At 57.2% G+C, this 20,750-nt stretch carries 23 protein-coding genes; 8 read left to right on the forward strand and 15 right to left on the reverse strand.

What is annotated here, in order from left to right; genetic code table 11:
* Window positions 1–46: 46 nt before the first annotated feature.
* Genes ACOTTU_RS14995 through gspG form a run of 8 tightly spaced genes read right to left on the reverse strand, consistent with a single transcriptional unit; the run spans window position 47 to window position 6,152 of the window.
* A complete protein-coding gene (locus ACOTTU_RS14995; RefSeq protein WP_425659190.1) occupies window positions 47–811 on the reverse strand; it encodes a hypothetical protein in 765 nt (254 codons plus the stop codon).
* Window positions 804–1,463: an anti-sigma factor gene (locus tag ACOTTU_RS15000; protein ID WP_425659192.1), complete on the reverse strand. Its 660-nt coding sequence runs from the start codon at window positions 1,461–1,463 to the stop codon at window positions 804–806. The genes ACOTTU_RS14995 and ACOTTU_RS15000 overlap by 8 nt, the downstream gene beginning before the upstream one ends.
* On the reverse strand, window positions 1,460–2,059 hold the full coding sequence (locus ACOTTU_RS15005; protein WP_425659193.1) for a sigma-70 family RNA polymerase sigma factor: 600 nt from the start codon (window positions 2,057–2,059) through the stop codon (window positions 1,460–1,462). Before ACOTTU_RS15005 ends, ACOTTU_RS15000 begins: the two co-directional genes overlap by 4 nt.
* Window positions 2,059–3,957: a type II secretion system secretin GspD gene (gene gspD, locus ACOTTU_RS15010; protein ID WP_425659195.1), complete on the reverse strand. Its 1,899-nt coding sequence runs from the start codon at window positions 3,955–3,957 to the stop codon at window positions 2,059–2,061. The genes ACOTTU_RS15005 and gspD overlap by 1 nt, the downstream gene beginning before the upstream one ends.
* 5 nt (window positions 3,958–3,962) lie before the next feature.
* Entirely contained in the window at window positions 3,963–4,826 is an 864-nt protein-coding gene (locus ACOTTU_RS15015) for a type II secretion system protein N (RefSeq protein ID WP_425659197.1), read from the reverse strand.
* Window positions 4,823–5,197: a type II secretion system minor pseudopilin GspI gene (gene gspI / locus ACOTTU_RS15020; protein ID WP_425659199.1), complete on the reverse strand. Its 375-nt coding sequence runs from the start codon at window positions 5,195–5,197 to the stop codon at window positions 4,823–4,825. The genes ACOTTU_RS15015 and gspI overlap by 4 nt, the downstream gene beginning before the upstream one ends.
* Window positions 5,198–5,202: 5 nt before the next feature.
* A complete protein-coding gene (locus tag ACOTTU_RS15025; protein ID WP_425659201.1) occupies window positions 5,203–5,679 on the reverse strand; it encodes a pilus assembly FimT family protein in 477 nt (158 codons plus the stop codon).
* The gene (gene gspG / locus ACOTTU_RS15030; protein WP_425659203.1) at window positions 5,676–6,152 is read right to left on the reverse strand and encodes a type II secretion system major pseudopilin GspG; all 477 of its coding nucleotides are present in this window, start codon (window positions 6,150–6,152) and stop codon (window positions 5,676–5,678) included. The genes ACOTTU_RS15025 and gspG overlap by 4 nt, the downstream gene beginning before the upstream one ends.
* 85 nt (window positions 6,153–6,237) lie before the next feature.
* Between gspG and gspL the strand changes: the two genes are divergently transcribed.
* The 7 genes from gspL to gspK are packed head-to-tail and all read left to right on the forward strand — an operon-like array spanning window position 6,238 to window position 12,887.
* Entirely contained in the window at window positions 6,238–7,398 is a 1,161-nt protein-coding gene (gene gspL, locus ACOTTU_RS15035; RefSeq protein WP_425659204.1) for a type II secretion system protein GspL, read from the forward strand.
* On the forward strand, window positions 7,395–7,832 hold the full coding sequence (gspM, locus tag ACOTTU_RS15040; RefSeq protein ID WP_425659206.1) for a type II secretion system protein GspM: 438 nt from the start codon (window positions 7,395–7,397) through the stop codon (window positions 7,830–7,832). Before gspL ends, gspM begins: the two co-directional genes overlap by 4 nt.
* Window positions 7,829–9,289, forward strand: a complete 1,461-nt coding sequence (locus tag ACOTTU_RS15045) for a GspE/PulE family protein (RefSeq protein ID WP_425659208.1) — start codon at window positions 7,829–7,831, stop codon at window positions 9,287–9,289. The genes gspM and ACOTTU_RS15045 overlap by 4 nt, the downstream gene beginning before the upstream one ends.
* Window positions 9,290–9,292: 3 nt before the next feature.
* On the forward strand, window positions 9,293–10,483 hold the full coding sequence (locus ACOTTU_RS15050; protein ID WP_425659210.1) for a type II secretion system F family protein: 1,191 nt from the start codon (window positions 9,293–9,295) through the stop codon (window positions 10,481–10,483).
* A 30-nt stretch (window positions 10,484–10,513) separates the two neighbouring features.
* Window positions 10,514–11,578, forward strand: coding sequence for a penicillin-binding protein activator (locus ACOTTU_RS15055; RefSeq protein ID WP_425659212.1), 1,065 nt, complete (start codon window positions 10,514–10,516; stop codon window positions 11,576–11,578).
* Window positions 11,575–12,057 (forward strand): PulJ/GspJ family protein, encoded by a 483-nt coding sequence (locus ACOTTU_RS15060; protein WP_425659214.1) that lies wholly within the window; start codon window positions 11,575–11,577, stop codon window positions 12,055–12,057. The genes ACOTTU_RS15055 and ACOTTU_RS15060 overlap by 4 nt, the downstream gene beginning before the upstream one ends.
* A complete protein-coding gene (gspK, locus tag ACOTTU_RS15065; RefSeq protein ID WP_425659216.1) occupies window positions 12,054–12,887 on the forward strand; it encodes a type II secretion system minor pseudopilin GspK in 834 nt (277 codons plus the stop codon). The genes ACOTTU_RS15060 and gspK overlap by 4 nt, the downstream gene beginning before the upstream one ends.
* A gap of 53 nt (window positions 12,888–12,940) precedes the next feature.
* Here gspK and ACOTTU_RS15070 read toward each other — a convergent pair whose 3' ends face one another.
* Both ACOTTU_RS15070 and ACOTTU_RS15075 read right to left on the reverse strand, forming a co-directional pair.
* Window positions 12,941–13,168 (reverse strand): hypothetical protein, encoded by a 228-nt coding sequence (locus tag ACOTTU_RS15070; RefSeq protein ID WP_425659218.1) that lies wholly within the window; start codon window positions 13,166–13,168, stop codon window positions 12,941–12,943.
* A gap of 25 nt (window positions 13,169–13,193) precedes the next feature.
* Window positions 13,194–14,777, reverse strand: coding sequence for a DUF4331 domain-containing protein (locus ACOTTU_RS15075; RefSeq protein WP_425659220.1), 1,584 nt, complete (start codon window positions 14,775–14,777; stop codon window positions 13,194–13,196).
* Window positions 14,778–15,040: 263 nt separating this feature from the next.
* Here ACOTTU_RS15075 and ACOTTU_RS15080 point away from each other — a divergent pair, with 263 nt between their 5' ends.
* Entirely contained in the window at window positions 15,041–15,487 is a 447-nt protein-coding gene (locus tag ACOTTU_RS15080) for a prepilin peptidase (RefSeq protein ID WP_425659222.1), read from the forward strand.
* Here ACOTTU_RS15080 and ACOTTU_RS15085 read toward each other — a convergent pair.
* The 5 genes from ACOTTU_RS15085 to ACOTTU_RS15105 all read right to left on the reverse strand — a co-directional run bounded on the left by ACOTTU_RS15085 (window position 15,484) and on the right by ACOTTU_RS15105 (window position 20,568).
* Complete coding sequence (locus ACOTTU_RS15085; RefSeq protein WP_425659224.1) at window positions 15,484–16,002, reverse strand: cupin domain-containing protein; 519 nt, start codon at window positions 16,000–16,002, stop codon at window positions 15,484–15,486. The two genes, ACOTTU_RS15080 and ACOTTU_RS15085, sit on opposite strands and share 4 nt — an antisense overlap.
* Window positions 15,999–16,598: an RNA polymerase sigma factor gene (locus ACOTTU_RS15090; RefSeq protein ID WP_298914546.1), complete on the reverse strand. Its 600-nt coding sequence runs from the start codon at window positions 16,596–16,598 to the stop codon at window positions 15,999–16,001. The genes ACOTTU_RS15085 and ACOTTU_RS15090 overlap by 4 nt, the downstream gene beginning before the upstream one ends.
* A 48-nt stretch (window positions 16,599–16,646) precedes the next feature.
* Window positions 16,647–17,174 carry a hypothetical protein gene (locus tag ACOTTU_RS15095; RefSeq protein WP_425659226.1) on the reverse strand — a complete coding sequence of 176 codons (528 nt, stop codon included), beginning with the start codon at window positions 17,172–17,174 and terminating at the stop codon, window positions 16,647–16,649.
* A gap of 207 nt (window positions 17,175–17,381) precedes the next feature.
* Window positions 17,382–18,896 carry an ABC-F family ATP-binding cassette domain-containing protein gene (locus ACOTTU_RS15100; protein WP_425659228.1) on the reverse strand — a complete coding sequence of 505 codons (1,515 nt, stop codon included), beginning with the start codon at window positions 18,894–18,896 and terminating at the stop codon, window positions 17,382–17,384.
* Between the two features lie 454 nt (window positions 18,897–19,350).
* Complete coding sequence (locus ACOTTU_RS15105) at window positions 19,351–20,568, reverse strand: MFS transporter (protein WP_425659230.1); 1,218 nt, start codon at window positions 20,566–20,568, stop codon at window positions 19,351–19,353.
* Window positions 20,569–20,750 lie beyond the last annotated feature (182 nt).

The following is a 20,750-nucleotide window of genomic DNA, read 5'->3' on the forward strand; positions in this document are numbered from 1 at the left end:
ACGTGCTTGCGTCGCGGATTTTCGTGCCCGCATTGGTCGTCTGTCTTCAGGGAAACGTTTTGAAATGCAACGATACCCAGTCACTTTTCAAATCACTTTTGGCTCCCCCCGGCTCGACAAAAACCGAATTCAGCAAGCAAACCGATCCCTCGGGCAGGCGAGGCGATACCTGACCGGCGGCATGGGTTTTCATGGTCAGCGACATGGACACCGCGCCGGTTTCCTGCGAGCGGCAAAGAATCTGAACGGATTGATTTGCCGCGACGCCGTCTTGGTCAAACAAAACAAAGCCATTTCCCATGGCAACCCATTCACGACTTAAGCTCCTGCGGCTATCTTCGCCATCAAGTGTCCCAAAGTGGACAAGAAGCTTTGACGATCGGCGGTACATCTCCGTAACGCTCGTGGCTGGAAGGTCTTGATCAGACAGCTCTTCAATTAGTGCCTCCTGACCGACCGATTTCAGGAAACTCAGCAAATCGTTCCGATTTTTATATGTTAGAGTTTGGTCGTAGGACGAAACCGTGAGGCTGTGCAGACCGTTGCCAAAAGGCTGCAATTCCCTGATTTTTGCCCGTACTTGCTGCGTGCTGAGATCGACCTGATCGCGGGGTCCCGCCCAAATTACCTCCTTATAAGCGCGTGGATCGAATGGGAAGGCACGCCCTTCAAGGACCTCGCCTACGCGCACGGTAACGGAGAGTTCCTCGTCCGGTTCCAGCAGGAACGCGGATGGTTCCAGCCAGTATTCGTGGGCTTCTGCCATCCCGCCGAGGATCATCGCCGTCAACAAGCCCAGTATTCTAAACATCGTTCAAAATTCCTGCGGATAAAACCGGCCCTGTAGGGGCTCCGGTTGGGGAACCGCCAAGAGGTTCCAGGCTGACGGCCAATGTCAGCCCCTGCGCTATCGAGACATCTGATCGCAAAGTTATCTGCCCACCGGGGGGCAGGACGCCCAATGAAAGAGGCACACCATTGTCGCCAATGAGCCAAACTTCGAAATCGGTGTTCTCTGGCCGCTGGCTTTCAAGCGGTGTGACTGTCAACAACTGATCTCCCTGATCATAGCTGGCCTGGAAAGAGTATCCCGTTTCGATGGCTTCCAAACGCGCAACATATTCCGGTGAATTGGGCCACAATTGCGAACTGAAAATCACCAGAACCGCTGCCAGCCCTGCCGCGATAAGAGTTGGTAAGAAGGGCGAGCGCCATGTACTGCGCCCGACTGTTCCTGGTTTGCCAAACAAGCGTCGATCAATGGCCCTCTTCACCCAGTCGGGCGGGCTCGCCAGGTGATATTCGATGTTGAGGGACGCAAGGCGCTCTTCCCATGCGAAGACACTTTGAACCAAAGCAGGTTCTGTCTTCAGTTGCTCGGTAAACGCGATTCGATCGGCGTGACCCATGAGACCAACGACATATTCGGCGGCATCTGCGTCCTGCGTGTCGGTGACATTCATTGCGAATTCTCCTTCAGGCAATCGCGCAGCAACAGGAGACTTCGACGTAGCCATGTACGCATGGTGTTCAACGGGATTTGAAACCTGTCAGCGAGTTCCTGATAGCTGTAGCCTTCGATATAGGCTGATTGCACGGCTTCAGCTTTGCGAGCACCTAGCTTCTCCAGACATTGATCGAGCTGCGCGCGCTGCATCGAATGGGCTGTCATCGCTTCGGGTCCGGGTGCGGTGTCAGCTATATCGAAGGCATCGGTAATGGGAACCGATGGTGCTTTTCGGCGCCGCAAGCGGTCAATGGACAGGTTGCGTGTAATTGCGATCAACCAGGACATCGGCTGTGCCTGACCTGGTCGGAAGCGATCCGCTTTTTGCCAGATGCGTACGTAAGCTTCCTGTAGCGCGTCTTCGGCTTCCGCGCGATCTTTCAGCATTCTCAAAGTAACGCCAAATAGCTTGCGCGACGTCACCAGATATAACTGATCGAAGGCCGCTCGGTCGCGAGAGGCGACGCGGCGGATGAGATCAGACAGGTCAGGCTCAACCCGCCGAAGAGGTGTTACGTTGTTGCTGCCATCGACGGCTATCGAATTGTTCATCAATAAAGTCCTCCGATTTCCAGTTTGACCGGCGCACGCGGCACCTTTGCCTTGCCTTGTTGCTCTACACGGGCCGCGCTCAATGCCTTGAGACGCGCATCATAGGTTTTGCGTATGTCGGGCGCTGATCTCAGGATGGTGGGTTTGAGAAAGACAAAGAGCGTTCTGCGGTTTTGGGTGGTGCTCCGTGACTTGAAAAGATTGCCGAGGAGCGGGATATCACCTGCACCGGGTACTTTTTGCAGGCTCTCCAGGTCATCACGTGTGATCAGACCGCCAAGAACGATAGTCGCGCCATCATCTGCCAGAACACTTGTCTGTATGGACCTGCGGTTGGTGATCAGATCTGCGGCGCCTTCCAGATTGGCGTTCACCAGGGAGGATACCTCCTGGCTGATGTCCAGTCGGACGACATCACCCGCGTTGACCCTTGGCAGTACATTCATGGTGATGCCGACATCCCGTCGCTCGATGGTGGTGAATGGCTGCACGGTGTTGCCGTCCGTGGCGAAGGAGCCTGTACGAAACGGTACGTTCTGCCCGACCACGATGGACGCGGCCTGATTGTCTAGTGTCGTCAGGGATGGCGTGGACAGCAAGTTGGCTTTGCTGGTCTGGTTCAGTGCCTGCAGCAGAAGCCCGAAGTTGTCATTGCCGATGCTGAAACTGCCTCCCGCTGGTGCCAAAGACGCGTTGGGCACACCGATTGCTGCAAGGACGGAGCCCAGTGACACGCCGCCGTTGCTGAATGATGTCGCTGCCAGCCCACCGGGTGGTGCCAGATCACCAAAACCAAGCTGTGCGCTCAGCCGCTGCGCCACATCGCCCGAAACTTCCACGATAGCGGCTTCGATCAGCACCTGTGCCCGCCTTTGATCAAGACGCCCAACCAATGCCACAACTTCGCGGATTTGTGCCGCCGTTCCCCGCACAACGACTGCATTCAGCTCGGTGGAGGCCTGCACCGAAACGTCTTCGATGCCATCGGTTACGGCAATACTCTGGAGGCTCTCGCTTTCGAGGCTTTCTGAAACGGGGTTGGTCAATCCGGCTGATCCGGTCAACGTGGCCCGTACCAGCTCCGCCACCTGCGTTGCCTCGCCAAAGCGCAACCGGATCACTTCGGTCGTCAGCGCAATTTGTGGGTTTTCTTCGGGGGGCACGTCCATCGAACTGGCGAGCGCCTGAATTTCATCCAGATCTTCCAGCGATCCTCTGACCAGCAGCGTGTTGGACATCGGGTCTACAGACAGGCGCGCGCCGGTTGGGTCAGGCCCCAATACTTCTGCAATTGCAGAGCCGATAACGGATGCCTGGGTATGTTGAAACCGCAGCACACGTGATTGCCGGGTGTCTTCCTGATCCAGCTCCGCCACCAATTGCATGATCCTCGCGGTACTTTCCAATGTGTCGGTGATCAGCACTGCGTTCGGTTCTTCCAGCGCTTCAATCGAGCCTGACACCGCCACCAACGGGCGCAACACGCGAACGGCCTCGCCAGATGGCAAGCGGTCCAGGATGACAAGCCGCGTCACAAAATCCTGGCTGCCGGGTTTTTGGGCACCTGTGACGCGCGAGGCGGTGCGGGCGGTCTCCAAGGGCAGGACTTGCCAGATCGCGCCGCTTTGGACCGCCTGAAATCCGCGCACTCTCAGGATCGACTGGAAAAGCTCCCAGGCGCCTTCGGTGTCCAAGGGTTCCGCCGAAACAACCGTTATTTCGCCGCGCAGCTCAGGATGAACAATCAGTGTCCGACCGCTGATCTGTGCTACCTGCTCGGCCAGCACAGTAATGTCGGTATCGCGCAGATTGATGATGAAGCCATCTTCCGCTTCCTGTGCAAGAAGCGGCGAGACCATCAATAGCCCGGCTGCAAGCGTTGATCTGAAAAACGTCAAAGCGGTCACCTAAGCGGAAATGAAAATGTGAGCAGCCTGTCGCCGCGCTGAACTTCAATGCGCGCTTGGCCAGATGCAGCGATGGCATCATATGTCTTGCGATCTTCCTTCGGATTACCAACCGACTTGCCGTTGACACTCCGCACCAGATCACCAGCCTGCAGTCCCGCGAGCCGAACGCCGCGGTTGTGTTTTTGGGCAATGCGGTAGCCATCACCGACGGGTTCCAGCCCAATCGTGTCCAGAACGGCCTGCGGGTTCTTACGTATCTTCTGACGCCAATAGGCGATGTATTCCTGCGTGGTTTCGGGAAGGCCCGTGCGGGACGTGCGATCCGCGACAACAGCGGCCGCCCGCAGGCGGTCGTTGATCGGCGTCTCGGCGGCGGCATTTTTGGTTTTTTCACCCTCTGTTTCCTGGGTTTCTTCAAACGTCAGAATGATTTTCTTGGTTCTTGAACAGATAACAACGTGGTCGGAGGCGACGGATTCAACGCGAAGCCCTTCGGAAATCGGGTCTCCTTCGCGGAAAAGATCCTGAACGTCTGCCACCGAGATAAGTGCGGCGGAAGCCTCCGCTCTCGCCGACTTCAGAACACCATTCAATGTCAGATCAGGCAGCGCGTTGGTAGGCGCACCAAAGTCTATTGTCGCCTCGGCTGCTGCGCGTCCAAAGGGGCGAAAGGCCAACAGCGCCGTCAGGTCGACCGTTGGGTCATCAGTGTCTGTCTGGTTGATGGTGCGTTCGGGCTGTTCCAGTACCACAATACCCAGCGAATGTCGCACAACCGAAGGCATCTGCCAGATCAGGGGCCCGGCGACCAGAAGACCAATTCCGAGTTGTCCCAGATGCCATGGATCAAATTTCATGATCCACCTGCTTTCCGGGTTTCGACAAATCCGGTCAGCAGCGCCGAAGCGGTGGTAAGTCCTCCTCCGCTTGCGGCCACGCGGATGTCCACGCGGGTCAAATCGGGGTCAGAGGTCGCGGATCTGTCGGTGTTAATTCGCCAAAGCGCGTCCAGCACGGTCACCTCTGCGGGCAAATCTGCCATACCCAGTTCAAGCTCAACAAGCCGGTTTTCAGCGATCCAGAGCGCGGTTCTACGATCCGAAACTTGTCCGACGCGGGCGACATGCGACTGCGATATGGCCAACAAGAAGATCGATGCGGTCGACAGGATGCCAAGGGCAACAAGCGCTTCGATGAGGGTAAATCCAGCGTCCTGTGCACGTCGCATCCTGTCTAGTCTCCGCCTGCCAGAGCGATCCGCGCTGTGATCCCGTCAAAGGTCACAAGATGCGTCAAAGCTCCCTGCTTCAATGTTACCTGCCATGGTGTCCGGGCCCTAGGCACCAGATACCGCGACACGGCAAAGACCACATCTTCATGGTCCTGCACCGAGATACGCAAGTTCTCTCCAAAAGGTTTCAGATCGTGCAGCGAAGCCGCCGGATGCGGCTGCCAGTCTTTTCCATCGGCAACCCAAAAGCTGTACCCATCCTGCCCCGCTTTCACACCGAAAGCCTGATCATGATCCATTGCGTATTGAACAGCCCGGGCAAGATCGGCCGACAATTTGAGCGCCATAAGCTCAGCAGAGTTGCCCCTTGACTTTGGCGCGATGGCCAAGGCGACGGCACCGGCCATCGCGCCGATCACAACAAGGGTGATAAGCATTTCGACCAGCGTGACTCCGGCGTCATTCCGGCGGTTGCTCATCTTGATGGGAGCTTTGCGGGATGTCCGTCGAGCGCAATATCGGCTGCTGTCCCGTCACCACCCGGCACGCCATCTGCTCCGAGCGATACAAGGTCGAACGCGCCCGCTGACCCGGGCGATTGATACAGATAGGCATTGCCCCATGGATCCTGTGGAAGTGTGGTGAGGTATCCGCCCTCGGGCCAATTCCGGGGAACGGGTGGGCTGACAGGGCGGTCGACCAAGGCAGACAAACCCTGTCCGGTGGTCGGATAGCGCCGATTGTCAAGGCGGTATAGCTCCAGCACACTGGCAATGGAGCGCAGATCCGTTTGAGCAACACTGGCCCGTGCCTCATCGGGACGGCCGATGACATTTGGGACGATGATGGCCGCTACAACAGAGATCATCACAAGTACCACCATCATCTCGATCAATGTGACGCCTGCATCTGTCGGGCGATGGGAGCGCGGTTTGAGTGTGAGTCGGTTCATGAAACCATTTCCTTTCGAGTCTCGTAATTCTGGGTACATAGACACGAAATATCGCGTTGAAAAGTTTTTTATTGTGGAAAATCAAATGGTTGCACAATGTGGTGACGGCTGCGCTATCACTGGACGAAACCACGAGGGCCTGCCCTCGCGTGCTCTCGTCCCCGTGTCGCCAGGGCGTGGCATCCCGGGTGTTAGTGATGCGCTTGCCGCGCGGTTGAACGATGCCGCGCGTGAGGCCAATCGTCCGGCGCCGATTGTCCTACCGACCGGGACGGTCAGTCTTTTCAATGTGTTACTGCCGCTGAAGTCGCCTCGTCAACGCCTCAAGGCGATGGCATTTGCGCTAAGCGGTCAGCTTTGCGAACATGCGGAGCTGACACTGGGTCCGTCGTTCGAGGACGGCCATTACCTTGTAGCCTGTTGCGACGATGATGCGCTGGCGAGAGCCATCCCCGACGTTGATCTTCCGGGCGCTGCCTTGCCGGATGTGCTTGGTATTCCGCGACCCGAAACCGACGGCCATGCGTGGAACTTGTGGTGTGAGGCATCGGTAGTTTATGTCCGTGCAACGGATGCAACCGGCTTTGTTTGTCGCGCTGACGATTTTACAACGTTCTGGAACGCCGGCGGTCAACCGGAACTTTTTTCGCTAACAGGCCCATTGGATTCAGGACCGGACGTCACCGATCTTTCGAGCAACCCGCCACCAGCGGACCCGAATGATCTGCAGATGGACTTGCGACGCGGAGCCTTCAAACATCGCAAAAGGGCGCCACGCCGTTTTGTCAGGTTTTCGGCAATAGCCCTGATCATCTGCGCTATCGGACAACTCACACTTTTGGCCGTGGATGCCCGCGCACTGGCCGCAATTGCTGACCGGCGGGCCGCAATTTTGGCTGCTGCTCTCGCAGAGCGCGTACCGGATGCTTCGATAGAGCAACCGTTTTTTCAGATCGCGGCACGAATTTCGGAACAAATCGCACCCCAGAGACAGGATCGTTTCATGAAACTATTGGCGCAGGTTTCGCGTGCTTTGGACGCTCAGGATGCTCAACTCACTTTTCGCGAATTGCGCTACGGCGCGCAGGAAGACGTGCTGACACTACTTGTTCAGGGTCGCGAGTTCAGCTCCTTGCAAGCCACTGAAGTCGCATTGAGCGATGCGGGTATGGAGGTCACGAGCGGCACGGCAACCGCGACTGAAAGCGGTGCTGAAATCCTCCTGCAGGTGAGGGATGCGTCGTGAAGCGCAGTCTGTCAGCACGGGAAATCCGGTTTCTATTGGCCGGTGTTCCACCAGTTTTGGCCTGGGCGATTTGGATCGCGTTGATCTCGCCCATGATCACGTTGAAAGCTGAAAGCCTGACACGCATCCAGAAAGCTGATGCCATAGCTGATATTCTGGCATCCAGCGACGGTACGGTTGTTGCAAACACGCCCCGTCCCATTCAAGGCATCCTGACCCAAAGCGCCGAAGCGGCGAACCTTTTGATACGCCGAATGGAGCCGTCGGGGACAGCCATGTCCGTGACCTTGGATGACGCGCCATTTGCGATTGTAATCGCTTGGCTGGCGTCTTTGACGCAAGAGGAAGGGTTGCGCATCAGCGCGGTCGAAATGGGAAGGCGCACGGCACCCGGGACAGTTTCGACACGGATCACACTGGAGCCTGCACGATGACCGGACAGCTTTCCTACGCCTTTGCCAGAGACCATGGGTTGCTTGTTCTGGAAGACGGCGAAACCTGTCTGATGACCGAGGCGACGTCCGTGGCAGCCTTGATTGAGGTGCAGCGGCATCAATCTCGCCTGTTAAAGCTGCGCAAGGTTTCGGCGACCGTGTTGGCGGCACGTATGGAGACGATGTATCGCGACAATTCTCACGCCGCCGCTGGCGCCGCTCAGGCGGATGTGGGTGGTGGTGATCTCGCGGCGCTCGCGGACAGTGCGGCAGCTGTAGATGACTTGCTGGATCAACGCAACGACGCACCGGTGGTGCGCTTGATCAATGCGCTCTTGCTAGAGGCAACCCGTGAAAAGGCGTCGGACGTGCATATTGAGGTCGAGGAGAAACGTCTTGTCGTGCGTTTCCGGATCGATGGTGTCATGCGCGATGTGCTTGAGCCCTCCCGGGCATTGGCGCCGTTGTTGTGCAGCCGGATCAAAGTGATGGGAAAGCTGGACATCTCCGAAAAACGTGTGCCCCAGGACGGCCGGGTCTCCCTGCGCGTTGGCGATTTCGAACTGGATGTACGTATCTCGACCTTACCGGCGCAATATGGCGAGCGGGTCGTTCTTCGACTGCTGGATCGGGGCCAGACCCGCGTGGGCCTGTCTGGTTTGGGGATGGGAGATACGGCGGGCGCTGCATTCAGGCGGATGCTGAAATCCCCTGACGGCATTGTCCTGGTGACCGGGCCAACCGGGTCGGGCAAGACTACTACGCTTTATGCCGCGTTGGATGCGCTCAATGATCGCCAACGCAACATCATGACCATCGAAGATCCTATCGAATACGCGCTTGCAGGCATCGGTCAGATGCAGGTGAACACGGCGACTGATCTCACATTCGCGCGGGGCCTGCGCGCAATTCTGCGACAGGATCCTGATGTAATCATGGTGGGTGAAATCAGGGATGGCGAGACTGCGCGGATCGCGGTGGAAAGCGCCATGACGGGGCATTTGGTTCTGTCAACGCTGCATACGAATACGGCGGTGGGCAGTATCAACCGGCTGGTTGATCTGGGGGTGCAACGGTTCCTTCTGGCGCCGATGGTGCGGGGCGTAATTGCCCAGCGTCTTGTGCGGCGAGTGTGCTCCGATTGCGCAGCGCCCGATACCATGACCCGCCACGAAGCAGAAGCTCTGGGAACGACGCGAAACGATATCGTGCAACGTGGGACCGGGTGTGCCTCCTGCGGCCAATCCGGCTACCGCGGTCGCGTCGCTCTCTATGAGGTGGTTGAAGCCACGCCCCGGCTCGAACGGGGCGTCACCGACGGTTTATCGGAGGCGGATCTGCAATTGATCGCACGCGAGTCCGCGCAAAGCCTTGTCGCGGATGGTCTTCAGAAAATCCGCGCTGGCTTGACCACGCCTCAAGAGGTCCTGCGCGTGACTTACGAAACTGCGGAGTGACGCATGCCACGTTTCCAATATATTGCTGCAACGAATTCGGGGGAGACACAGCGGGGAAAGCTCGAAGCCGCCGACATACAGACAGCTACCAGCGTTTTACGCAGTCGGAACCTCATTCCGTTGGACGTCAAACAAACGGAATTCGCGGTTTTGCCGTCGATTGCGATCCGGAAATCCGTATCGCCGGGTGAACTGGCAGTACTGACCCGACAATTGGCGACGTTGCTCGAAAGTGGCGTGCGAATTGACGACGCTTTGACGGCCATCGCCCGGCAATCCGGTGCCCGTCTCGCGGGCATGATTGACGGGCTGAAAACCGATATTGTCGAAGGTCAGAGCCTTGCCGCTGCATTGTCAAAACATCCGAAAATATTTGACGCCTTTTATGTGTCATCCGTTCGGGCCGGGGAAGCGGCGGGTAAACTGGGTGCGGTGATGGGCCATCTGGCCGACCATGTGGAGAGCAAGTCACGAAATAAAAACAGTGTTCAACTGGCACTTATTTACCCGGCAATCCTGGCGGTTGTTTCTTTGGCCGTTGTCATTGCGCTATTGGTTTTCGTTGTGCCGGACATCGTGCGTGTTTTTGCAAGCCGGGGCGCGGATTTGCCGGGCCTGACGCTCGGTCTGATCGCGCTGAGCGACGGTATTTTAATCTGGTGGCCTTACCTCGTTGCAGGGCTGCTTGCTGCGGCTTTCGCAATCTGGCGCGCGCTTCAGGTACCGAGGCTGCACATGACGTGGCATCGCATCTTGTTGCGAACCAGACTTGTCCGGCAAATCGCGGCAACACAGTTTGCCGGCACGCTCGCAACTCTTACGCAAAGCGGCGTCAGCCTGGACGATGCCCTGGCAGCTGCGAGCGGTACGGTGAGCAACCTCGCCTATCGCGCCACGCTGACAGAAGTATCGAATGCCGTGCGCGACGGGGCGGCCTTGTCGCAAGCCTTGTCCAGCCACGGTATCTTTTCGCCAATGATGATTACCATGGTGGCAAGCGGCGAAGCAGGAGGCTCGTTGCCGCTTTCCCTTGCTCGATACGCTCAAGACACTGCCCTCTCGCTCAATGCGATCGTCAAGGCGCTGGTCGGTCTTGTTGAACCTCTGGTGCTGCTCGTCATGGGCGGGGTCGTGATGTTGCTGGTGCTGGCCATCCTCCTGCCCATCGTGAACCTCAATAATCTGGTGGTCTGACCGGGCCAGAAAACAAAAGGAATCCCTGGAATGCATACATTTACGCGGCGAAAATTGCTTGGCTGTCTGGCCGCGACAGGAAGTCTACCTTTGCTTAGTGCCTGTGTGGCACCTTCTCAAAGCCGCACACTGATCCCGACAGAGCCCGCCCGTACGGCCATGCTGCTTCCCCTCACTGGGCCACAGGCCAGACTGGGGCAGTCCATGGCCAAGGCGGTCTGGCTTGTCGAGGATCGCAGCGGCTTGCGGCAACGTGTCGAGATTTTTGACACCGGGCCATCGCCCGTGGGCGCTGCCGCAGCCGCAAGATTGGCTGACGGCGCGGGCGCAGAGGTCATCGTAGGTCCGCTGTTCGCTGACCATACTGCGTCCGTGATGAAAACCAAACCGCGGGCGCAGGTCATCTCACTTTCCAATGATGATCGTCTGACAGAAACCGGAGCCTGGGTGTTTGGTGTGACACCGGCGCATTCGGCAGAGGCGGCGGTTGCCTTTACCAAGCAAAAGGGATTTGGCAGCATGGCCATGCTCCAGCCTGGTGGGGCGTTCGGCGTGCGGTCGGCTGAAGCCTTGGCACGCGCCGCCCGCGCGCAACGTGTCAAACTGATGCCGCCCATTCAGAACGCAAACCCAGGTGATTTTAACCGGCGTCTGAATGCAAACGCCGATGGCGTAGCGGCTGACAGCATTTACATACCGGCCGCTGACGCAGAGGGCCTGAAGCTTGCGCGGATGGCCGGTAGTGCCGGCAAGGCGGTGATCGGCTCGCTGCAATGGGCGGATGTGCCGCCGGATACTCTTGGGGATATCAAATCCATGAGCTTCACCGGCCCCGATCCAACTCTCTTTGGACGCCTTTCCTCCAGTTATCAAAATGAGCTGGGGGAAGAAATGGGGATCATTTCCGGGTTGGCCGTTGATGCCGTCATGCTTGCATTTGGCCTGCCAAGAGATCGGCGAGGTCAGGTACAGCTGGCCGGTAATGCGCCCGTCGAAGGGCTTCTGGGCCAATGCTCATTCCGCAAAGATCGAACCTGCATGCGTAATCTGGCCATTCTGCAGGTCAACAACGGCCGGATCGTCAAGGTCGGATGACAACGCGGGCTGGGCAGTCGGGTGTGACATTGATCGAGATGCTTGTCGCGCTTTCCGTTTTTTCGTTAATCGGTCTGGCAAGCTTCAATGTGCTTGATGCCATTGTGCGCACAGATCGACAGACGGATGGCCGCCTGGAGGCGGTTTCACAAATGGATTTGGCGCTTCGTATATTCGAGGCGGATGTTCTGCGATCACAAGGCCTTTCTGTACTCGAAGAGGATCGGATCACGCTGGTTTCATCAGCGGACCGTGTCACGTACTTCTCATCTCAGAAGGGGCTGCACCGCAGGATCGAGCGTTCCGAACAGCCGGCCCTCGTCCAACAGGTTCTGGTATATCCAGCGCGCGCGTTCTGGAACGTAACAGACGTTGGTGAAATTCAGGCGGTTGAAATCAACCTTTTGCCAGAGGGCGATACCAACCGGGCGATCCGCAGATTGGTGCCGCTGTCGTCCATCCCTCGTTGGCCAGAATGATCCCGCAGAGGTCCGACGATGGCGTTGCCCTGATCAACGTGCTTCTGGTCATGGCGATTTCCGCGGCACTCGTGCAGACGATGCTGACCTCGCAGGAAACGGCTATTAAGGACGTTCGGCAGACCAAGGATCGCGCCCAGGCATATGCGCTTGCCAGAGGTGGGGTTGCCTCCTTGCGAACCGCTCTGAGGCGCGATCTGATGACTGCCCCGGAGAGTGATCACCTGCGAGAGCCATGGGCGCTGGTGGCCCAGCAAGAAACCGCGTTTGACTTTGGATCGTATTCGGTTTCCGTGACCGATGCGCAAGGACGGTTTGATCTCAACAGTCTCACAGGCAACGCCCTTACCCAAAAACGTGTGTTCGATCAGTTGCTGGGAGCGCTGGATCTCCCTCCTGAGTTGGGAGCGGAGATTGTCGATGTCGTGGCTCGTAAGGGGCCGCTGCCGTCTGTTGACGCGTTGTTGATGTATGGGATCAGCGCTAATTCGGTTGCCGTGCTCGACCCCTATGTGACGACGCTGCTGCAACCGGCTACGATCAATTTGAACACCGCCTCGGAACCCGTGCTTGAAGCGGTCTTTGCCAACGCAATTGTTGCCCGTAGCTTAGGCGCACGTCGGGCGTCGCAGGGTTTTCTGATCCGTGCCGATCTTTCTGATCTGGGGGTGGTGCAACCAGCGCTCGCAGGCTGGCAATCTCACAACTATGATATCTCGGTGACAGCAACTGTAGGAGATGTAACGATGACCTATGATCGTCGGGTGCTACGCGACCCCAAGTCGGGGCGGGTGATTGATCTGCCTTCTGAGCAATCGCCAAATAAGTAGGCGCCGCAGGATTTTCCCGCGACGCCTGAAGGTCAACACTGTCTTGGCTCAACTCAGAATTCGAACGGTTCTGCTGTGCGGTTCAGCGTCAGTGTCGCGAGGTCGACATTGATGGGTGCGTCGTTGCGACCCTGATTGAACGCTGTCTGAAAATCGCTTCCAAGGGCGGCGAGTGCGGCTGCAAGGCCGGTCTGGCCCCCGACCGCATCATCACCGGAACATGCAGCCAGAAGGGCGGCTATCAGCGCGAAACAGCCTGCTCTTACATAGGGAGTATTCATCGGGATTTCCTCTCTTTTATCAGGATCAATTGGGCGATCCTGGGATTGGCGAGTTCAGGTATGGGAAGCGGTTTTGCAATTCAGTGGCAGCAATGGGCGCGCCATCGGTAAAGGCCTCTGCACCGACAGGCGCGTCAGCTTCCGCACAAAGCCCGAGGTTGATCAAATCGCTTGCCTCATCCTCGACCGCCCCGTCGATGCCCAGCTCTGCACCCAAAGGCACGGGATGGCAGAGCGCGCCCATGGCGACCCGCAACGTGACATCAATGATGTCATCGCCCGGGCGACGCCCGTTGGGGAAACCCGCAAGATCTTCGCCGACGACACCCAGCGTATGCTGGTTGGCCCTCGGCGTTGGCACGATCGCGGTATTCAGACGCAACATCTCTGCCTGCTGCACATTCGCGGGCTGGTTCAGACCAGGAAAGCCGGTCAGGAAAGTCGTGACAAGATCCTGCCGCGGGAAGTTCGAGGGCGCGATGTTATCTGTCGCGCCCAGATCACCCCGGAACAACAGATCGACCAGCGCAGGGAAGGAAGGGTTGGTCACATATGTCGCAAGTTCAACGTCATCAATTGGCTCCGATCCATTGAAGCGATCCTTGTCGGGAATGCCGATGACGACCTCGTTGACCAGAGGTGTAGAGATACGGGACTGTTGTACCCACGCGCCACCAATCTTCGAGGTCGCCTCATAGCCCGGTGTGGCATCTTCCAGTTCGGCCTGGGCAAGGCTCGAAGTGGTCCAGCCGCCAATCACCGTCTCATCCCCAGAGGTCAGGCAGGAAATCGGCATTTCCAGCGCGATGGTCGATACGTTGACTTTGCCGAAGACGTCATCATTGGCACGGCTCTGCGTGATACCACCAACCTGACCGCCACCATCGCCCGCTCCGGGCGCGCTGTCGCCTTCGATGGGCACAAGGTTGATAAGGTCGAATACCTCGCCGAGGTTCAGGGCAAACGCATCTGAACGCTGACCGACAAAGACCCGACCGGGTGTGTCGCAGCCGGGCACATCAACATCGTAGATGAACTGATCGGCGTAACCGTCATAGTCGGGCAGGGTTTTCAGGCCGACGTGATCGAGTGGCTTTGTGAAGGAAGTATCGCTCGAACCGGAACGGGTCACGGCGCTACGGTTGCCACTCCGGCGGTCGCCCGTAACCAAAGTAATGCCATAGCTCTCGGATTCGTTCAGCAGAGACTGATCGTTGGGCAGAATGCTTCCTGCGTATTTCAGCGGAATGGCTACCTGTTCACCGTTGATATCCAGGCCAATGCCCGGGCCGCCGTTTGCCAATTGGTTGTCGAACTCAAACTGGAATGTCAGATCCTCGATGGCGTCGCCGTCGTTGTCGATGTGGATCTCATAAAGCGCGTCTGCATCCATCGTATAGTAGCTCGGTCCGCCGTAATTGACCTGCAAGGGTTGGTAGTTGGCCAGGAAGGTCACGTAGTCTTCGCGCCCGGGCTCGTAGCTGCGAAAGATGTAGAAATCTGTGCCATCCACTTTGGGATGCTCGGTAATGGCAGGTGCCTCACGATGAGACGACGCGGTGACCGGCGCTGCAGCGGCCATGATGGCTGCGGCTAGCAAGTTGCTCATGGCAAGGGGTCGGTTGGTTTTCATTTTCGTTCCTCACGTTTCAGTTCCACGCAAAGCGTCTCCGTTGGCAAAAGAAGCATCTTTTGCCTGGGCTTTGCGCGACAGCGGTTTGGGTCCAGTCGCGGGTTTCCGCCGAGGGATTGTTCAAGCTGTAATCACTAAAACGGCAGGCTTTGAGAATTAGTTTCAGCCCGCGCAACAAATTCAGGGCACGTCACGTATTGCTAGTTAGATGAGGCCACTCGTTGGAAAAGAAGACGTATATGCCATATGAATCCTTACCGATCACCGTCACAATCTGGCTGGCAATGATGCTGCTCTGGATCAGCGTCTGGGATATAAATCACATGCGAATTCCAAATATTGCCAATGGTTTGCTGGTGATCTCGGGTCTCATAGTCTCGGCGATCTACGCATCCGGTTGGCCTGTGCAACACCTATTCGGGGTCGTCTCAGGCTATCTGGTTTTTGCGGTTGTCGGAGAGATATATTTCCGGTGGACAGGCACCGACGGCTTAGGTCTTGGAGACGCCAAACTGCTCGCAGGGGCAGGGGCGTGGCTGGGGTGGGCAGCGCTGCCCGGGCTGGTCGCCTTGGCAGCAGTATCGGCACTTTGCTATGCGTTGATCCTGAAACGGCAAAAACTGGCCTTCGGTCCGTGGTTGTCGGCCAGTTTCTTGCTCAATTGGGTGCATCAGGCCCATATCTAGGCGCTGATCAAAACCAAGCATCCGTTTGGCATCGTGATTTCATGATGCTCGGTCCCTGGCATTGAGCACTGTGCGTCTCCTGCCGTGAAGAGCTTGCCGTTCATCCAGAATTCACCCTCGATAATAAACAGATGCTCAGAGCGATCATGGATATGTGGTTTGATCCGCGCGCCGGGAAGGCAGCGCAACAGATACATACACCGTCCGCTCTGAGGATCACGCGTGAGGATTTTTTTCCAGATCAGGTCCGACCGTTTGGTCCACTCCCCCTCATCGGCTCGCTGTACCTGCGTTGCGGCCTTCGGTTCAGCGTCGAGTTCACGTTCAATGGCCGCAAACAAATCGGACGGTGGCGTGGCGGACGGAAGAGATTGAGCCAATGGTGCCAACTGCGCGAGCGTTTCGTCAGCTCCATTGCCCAATTGCGGCATGGTGCCCGGAATGGCGGGGATCGTGTCGAGATTACTAACCATTTTATCCTGTGAACGCATTGTATTGTCGGTATCCTGTTTCATTCCATTGCCTCGCGTAGGGCTGCCAATCCGCGTCTGACCCAGCTTTTCGCGGTGCCGACGGGAATATCCAGTACACCCGCGAGCTCGATGTAGGTGTAACCCTGAAAATAGCAAAGCATCAGCGCCTTGCGATGGTCGGGACGCAGGTCCGCAAGGAGGCGCCGGATCACCAGACTGTCGAGCGTGTGGCTTGCCGGGTCATCAAGGTCGGAGAACTCCGGGACGTCATCTGTGAACTCTACAAAACCACGCGTACGCTCGGACCTTAGCCTGTCGATTGCGCAGTTTCGGGCGATTGTGCCGATCCAGGAAAGCGGGTTGCCGCTGTCCGGGCGATACTGGTGTGATCTTTTCCAGATGCGCACAAAGGCCTCTTGCGCGACGTCTCTGGCCAGATCGCGATCTCTCATAATGGCAAGGATCACGCCGAATACATAGCGCGAACTCAAGTCATAAAATCGGCGAAATGCGGCTCGATCACCCTCGGCGCAGGCCGCGAGCAAATGCGCCAGTTGTCGGCATTGTTCTGTCGCGGCCATGGGCTTGGTTTCGCTTTTCTTCGATTCCGATGCGGGCACCAGTCTGGTCACTCCCACGGCAGTCTCCCCGTTCTGTTGGCATCTAGCAAGGACGGGAGCCGTGGGTCAAAAGTTGCAGGCCATCAGGATTTTTTCACCAGAATGCGTTCTTGGCAGCTGCGCATGCGGTTCAGTTTTGCCGCGCAGAGAGGGTTTTTCGTTTTTGTGACCACTAGTTAGAGCGATGGTCAGATGAGAGTGATCTTGGCACTTGGTCGCAACAAATGCATGCAAGGCCGCGCCGCGCAGGGTAACCACGCCCAACGACAGCCAGGCTTCGTCTGCTTCCGAACGGATGCTTATTTCTAAACCGTCGCGACTGTTTCCTGAAATACCCAGAGCGATCAAAGCGCCGAAGGCAAAGGCCAGGAACAATGGCAGCGTTGCGCACCACTTTTCCACTGATCTTACGGGCTGCGCTTGGCTCGTATCGAGTTCTGCTTCAATTTCCTCCAAAAGCTCATGTTGAGGGCGTTTCAAATCCAGCAACTCAGTCAGCGGTGCGAGCAGCCGCAAATCAGCTTGCGTGGGCTCCGTTCTCTGATCTTCCCGCTGGCGCCGCAGCAATGATGTGATGTGAGTTTTGAATGCCATGTTTCGCGACGGGGTTATGCGTTTTCGGTTTGTATTAGAATATGACGGACGGACTTCGCGGACGGATGCAAGTAACGTAGCGGAAATCGTCAAGTCCCCCGACTGCGATGAGCCACCTGGCGCTCTTGAAACTTAAGCAAAACTAATTTTGGCGGCCTAAAAGGTGATGGCCCAAGCCGCGGGTGGGGATCGCCTTGCGCTTTTACGTCAGCCCGACATCTCAGCAGAGAGAAAGGCTTTCGGATCGTCCACTTCAATCAGTCGTTTCTGCTCGATCTGCCAATAGCGGGTGCCCACGTTGCGCAGGAAACTCCGGTCGTGGCTGACGACCAGGCAGGATGCACCGTGGCTGGTTAGCTCTTCCTCCAATGCTTCCTGTCCTTCGATGTCCAGATGGTTTGTCGGTTCGTCGAGCAGATAGAAATTGGGGTTTTGCAATCGTAACACCAGCATCGCCAGTCGCGATTTCTGTCCACCTGACAACGCGGCTATCCTGGTGTCCTGCATCTGAATGTTGACGCCGGCCCCGGCTAACAACCCGCGTGCGCGCTGGTCACCAACATCGAATTGGCCCGCCACGGCACTCATGGGCGTATCCGCATCGTCCAGCTGGCTGAGGTGCTGATCAGAATATCCCAGAACAACGCTCGGCGCACAGCGTATCGCGGGCTCTTCTCCCAATAGTGCCCGGTGGATCATTTTGACGAACTGGGTCTTTCCCGTTCCGTTGGTGCCCAACAGGACAACCCGGTCACCCTGGTTGATCCACTTTGTCCCCGTGCGAAACAAGTCGCGCTGATCCGGAGCTGTCACACGGACGTCGGGCAGCGTGATCAGTGATTTCGCGTGTGTGCCGCTGTTGGCCAGTTTGATGTTCCCGGCACCTCTTTCGTGATGGGCGGGTTTGGCGGCGGCCTCGATCTTGGCTGCGCGGTCACTCAGCTGCTTGGTTTTGGTGATCAGCAAGTCAGAGCCGGAATTGATCCCGATGTTCTTTAGCTTGGCCGCTTGTTTGCGTAACTGGCTGGCCTTGTTCAGGTCATTGGCAAAGCGACGGTCATCGGCGGCGTCAGCCTCTTCCAGCGCGGCTCTGGCCTTGGTGAAGGCCAATGGAAATATGCGGCTGCGATCCGCGCGCAAAAACAAGGTCCGATTGGTGGTTGAGTCCAGGAACGCCCGGTCATGGCTGATGGTAACGACGGGCGTGTCGCGCGGCAGAGCACCGAGCCAGTTTTGCAGCAGTCCGATCCTGTGCAGGTCAAGGTGGTTGGTCGGTTCATCAAGCAACAGAATATCTGGCTCGGTGATCCACGCTGCCGCCAGCAGGGCCGTGCGTTGCCATCCTCCGCTCAGATGAACAAGGTGTTCTTGCTGTAGCGCGTTCGGAACCTTGAGGTCATCCAAGACCACATCGACCCGCCAGCTTTCATAGTCGGCTTGCTCCTGGGGGAGCGCTGACAAAACCCAGTTGTAGAAGGATTTTGTCAAAGCTTGCGCGGGAACATCCTGCTTCACATGTCCGACACGCAAGCCTCGGGCGCGGGTGATGTCACCCGTTGTGGGTTCGAAACTGCCTGCCAGGCAGCCCAACAAAGTGGACTTTCCCCGCCCATTGGCGGCAACCAGACCGATGCGGTCGCCCTTGGAAATCGTAAATGTGAGATTGTCGAATAGCGGATCACCCAAGGTCACCCCAAGGGATTGAACATTGATTAAGGTCATAGTGGTCTCTGCACATAAATATGTTGCCGCGCTGTGCGGCGGAATGGGCAGACCGGTAAGTGGTCAGCCCTGCAAACGGATCTGCAGGGCAGTACGGGGACCATGCTGAAGTCGGCGGATGATACGCATGCTCAGCTTTTGCCCTCCCGTTGTGAGTGTTTGACCTTCGCTTTGAAAATTAAGCGGGTGCTGCGGGTTGGTCAAGTCTCGGATCCGAGCATAGCAAAGGACGCAATCGTCGCTATCGATGAGAAACTGCGCTGGCATCATTCCTCACGGGGAAGTTTTTATGCCAGAAGGTGCGGTTCGCGCGTTTTATAGAACAACCTGATGCGCCATGGCGCGACGTTGTGAGCCATCATTCTGCTGGGCCTAGAGCATAAGCCCGATGTGATGCCGGAAACCAAGAGCTTGAGACATCAATCAAAACAAGCTTTGAGCTGAGCTTACTTGTTCAATCCAGACGCAGCTTGAATAGCGCGTAGATCAGCAGTAACGCGCATGCCGACCCTGCAAACAGGAATGTGGCACGAAGCGCTATTTCGCGGCCGAATTCATGTTCCAGCATCGACACCAGCAGACCGCCCGCCAAGGCACCCAGCGGCATCGAGCCCCACCCAAAGAAACGGTAAATGCTATTGACCCGGCCGAGCAGATTAGCCGGGATGCGTCTTTGCCGCCAAGACACCGTGATCACATTCCAGAGCATCGCCGCCGCCATCACAAAGAACAAGGCGATGGCCATTGCCATTCCGGAATGACTCAAACCGATCGCCGCATAGCCAACGCCCCAGGTGGCAATTGAAAGATACAGGCAAGGCTGTGTTCCCAGCATTGAGATGAACCGCGGCGCCAGCAGGCTTCCCGTGATGGCCCCGACTGCGGCGACAGACAGGATCATGCCATAGGAAGAGGCGGATATGACCAACACGTCCTGAGCAAACAGAACCTGAATGGTGATCGTTGCCGTGGCGATGAAATTTGCGATCCCCAACACAACCGCAAGCCGCAACAATAGGGGATCGCTTCGCATGAAAGCGATCCCTTCCATCAGTGCTTTGCGGAAACTTGTCTGAACACGGGCACGTGGTTTGAGGGAAATCATCCACACCAATCCGGCGGCCAAAACCAGTAACGCGGCATCAAGGCCAAAGGGGATACCAATGCCGGCGGCGATCAGTATACCCGCCAAGGGTGGTCCAATAAACTGACCGGTCAGCTGTTCACTGCTCCAGAGTTGGCCATTGGCAACCTCCAGGTCTTTGGAGTCCACGATGGACGGCAGCATTGTCTGAGCGGCATTGTCTCTGAGGACCTCCGCAGAACCCAGTAAGAAAGCCAGCCCTGCCAACACCCAGACCGCGCCCTCCACATGGTCATTCATGGCCAACATAAGGATTGCTAATACAATCGCCGCACGCAGAAGGTCGGCGCGGGCAATTAGTTTTTTGTGATCTGCGTTGTCGATCACGACACCTGCGGGTATGGCAAAAAGTAACCATGGTAGCCGGCCCGCTGCCGCCACGGCGCCGATGGCCACGGGGTTTTGAGACATCAAAGTGGCAAGCCAGGGCAATGCGAGCAAGACGAGGCCGTCGCCAAGGTTGGTCAACGTGCCTGCGCCAAATAGAAGGCGGTAGTTTCTGTTTCTGATCAGAAGCGGCGCTGCCATATTGACCTCATTCTCATCTGCAAGGGTAGAGCGTCGCACGGCAGTGCGGTCACTGCAAGCCAGCAGACACTAGATGAAGCAAAACGCTAATTAGCCAAATCAGGCCGTTTGATTGAAAGGCAAAATGGGGCGAACACGCTGAAGCATGCAGGCGATCAGATTTGCCGAGACATCATAAAGCA

The sequence above is a fragment of the Roseobacter sp. EG26 genome (assembly GCF_049830555.1).
Lineage (GTDB): Bacteria > Pseudomonadota > Alphaproteobacteria > Rhodobacterales > Rhodobacteraceae > Roseobacter.

Excerpts from the sequence above, each read along its gene's own strand:
- ACOTTU_RS15105 (WP_425659230.1), bottom strand. The coding sequence starts at position 20,568 with ATGGCAGCGCCGCTTCTGATCAGAAACAGAAACTACCGCCTTCTATTT.
- ACOTTU_RS15095 (WP_425659226.1), bottom strand. The coding sequence starts at position 17,174 with ATGGCATTCAAAACTCACATCACATCATTGCTGCGGCGCCAGCGGGAA.
- ACOTTU_RS15075 (WP_425659220.1), bottom strand. The coding sequence starts at position 14,777 with ATGAGCAACTTGCTAGCCGCAGCCATCATGGCCGCTGCAGCGCCGGTC.
- ACOTTU_RS15000 (WP_425659192.1), bottom strand. The coding sequence starts at position 1,463 with ATGAATGTCACCGACACGCAGGACGCAGATGCCGCCGAATATGTCGTT.
- gspG (WP_425659203.1), bottom strand. The coding sequence starts at position 6,152 with ATGAACCGACTCACACTCAAACCGCGCTCCCATCGCCCGACAGATGCA.
- ACOTTU_RS15085 (WP_425659224.1), bottom strand. The coding sequence starts at position 16,002 with ATGAAACAGGATACCGACAATACAATGCGTTCACAGGATAAAATGGTT.
- ACOTTU_RS15070 (WP_425659218.1), bottom strand. The coding sequence starts at position 13,168 with ATGAATACTCCCTATGTAAGAGCAGGCTGTTTCGCGCTGATAGCCGCC.
- ACOTTU_RS15045 (WP_425659208.1), top strand. The coding sequence starts at position 7,829 with ATGACCGGACAGCTTTCCTACGCCTTTGCCAGAGACCATGGGTTGCTT.
- ACOTTU_RS15060 (WP_425659214.1), top strand. The coding sequence starts at position 11,575 with ATGACAACGCGGGCTGGGCAGTCGGGTGTGACATTGATCGAGATGCTT.
- ACOTTU_RS14995 (WP_425659190.1), bottom strand. The coding sequence starts at position 811 with ATGTTTAGAATACTGGGCTTGTTGACGGCGATGATCCTCGGCGGGATG.
- ACOTTU_RS15005 (WP_425659193.1), bottom strand. The coding sequence starts at position 2,059 with ATGAACAATTCGATAGCCGTCGATGGCAGCAACAACGTAACACCTCTT.
- gspI (WP_425659199.1), bottom strand. The coding sequence starts at position 5,197 with ATGCGACGTGCACAGGACGCTGGATTTACCCTCATCGAAGCGCTTGTT.
- gspL (WP_425659204.1), top strand. The coding sequence starts at position 6,238 with ATGGTTGCACAATGTGGTGACGGCTGCGCTATCACTGGACGAAACCAC.
- ACOTTU_RS15055 (WP_425659212.1), top strand. The coding sequence starts at position 10,514 with ATGCATACATTTACGCGGCGAAAATTGCTTGGCTGTCTGGCCGCGACA.
- ACOTTU_RS15100 (WP_425659228.1), bottom strand. The coding sequence starts at position 18,896 with ATGACCTTAATCAATGTTCAATCCCTTGGGGTGACCTTGGGTGATCCG.
- ACOTTU_RS15025 (WP_425659201.1), bottom strand. The coding sequence starts at position 5,679 with ATGAGCAACCGCCGGAATGACGCCGGAGTCACGCTGGTCGAAATGCTT.
- ACOTTU_RS15080 (WP_425659222.1), top strand. The coding sequence starts at position 15,041 with ATGCCATATGAATCCTTACCGATCACCGTCACAATCTGGCTGGCAATG.
- ACOTTU_RS15015 (WP_425659197.1), bottom strand. The coding sequence starts at position 4,826 with ATGAAATTTGATCCATGGCATCTGGGACAACTCGGAATTGGTCTTCTG.
- ACOTTU_RS15050 (WP_425659210.1), top strand. The coding sequence starts at position 9,293 with ATGCCACGTTTCCAATATATTGCTGCAACGAATTCGGGGGAGACACAG.
- gspK (WP_425659216.1), top strand. The coding sequence starts at position 12,054 with ATGATCCCGCAGAGGTCCGACGATGGCGTTGCCCTGATCAACGTGCTT.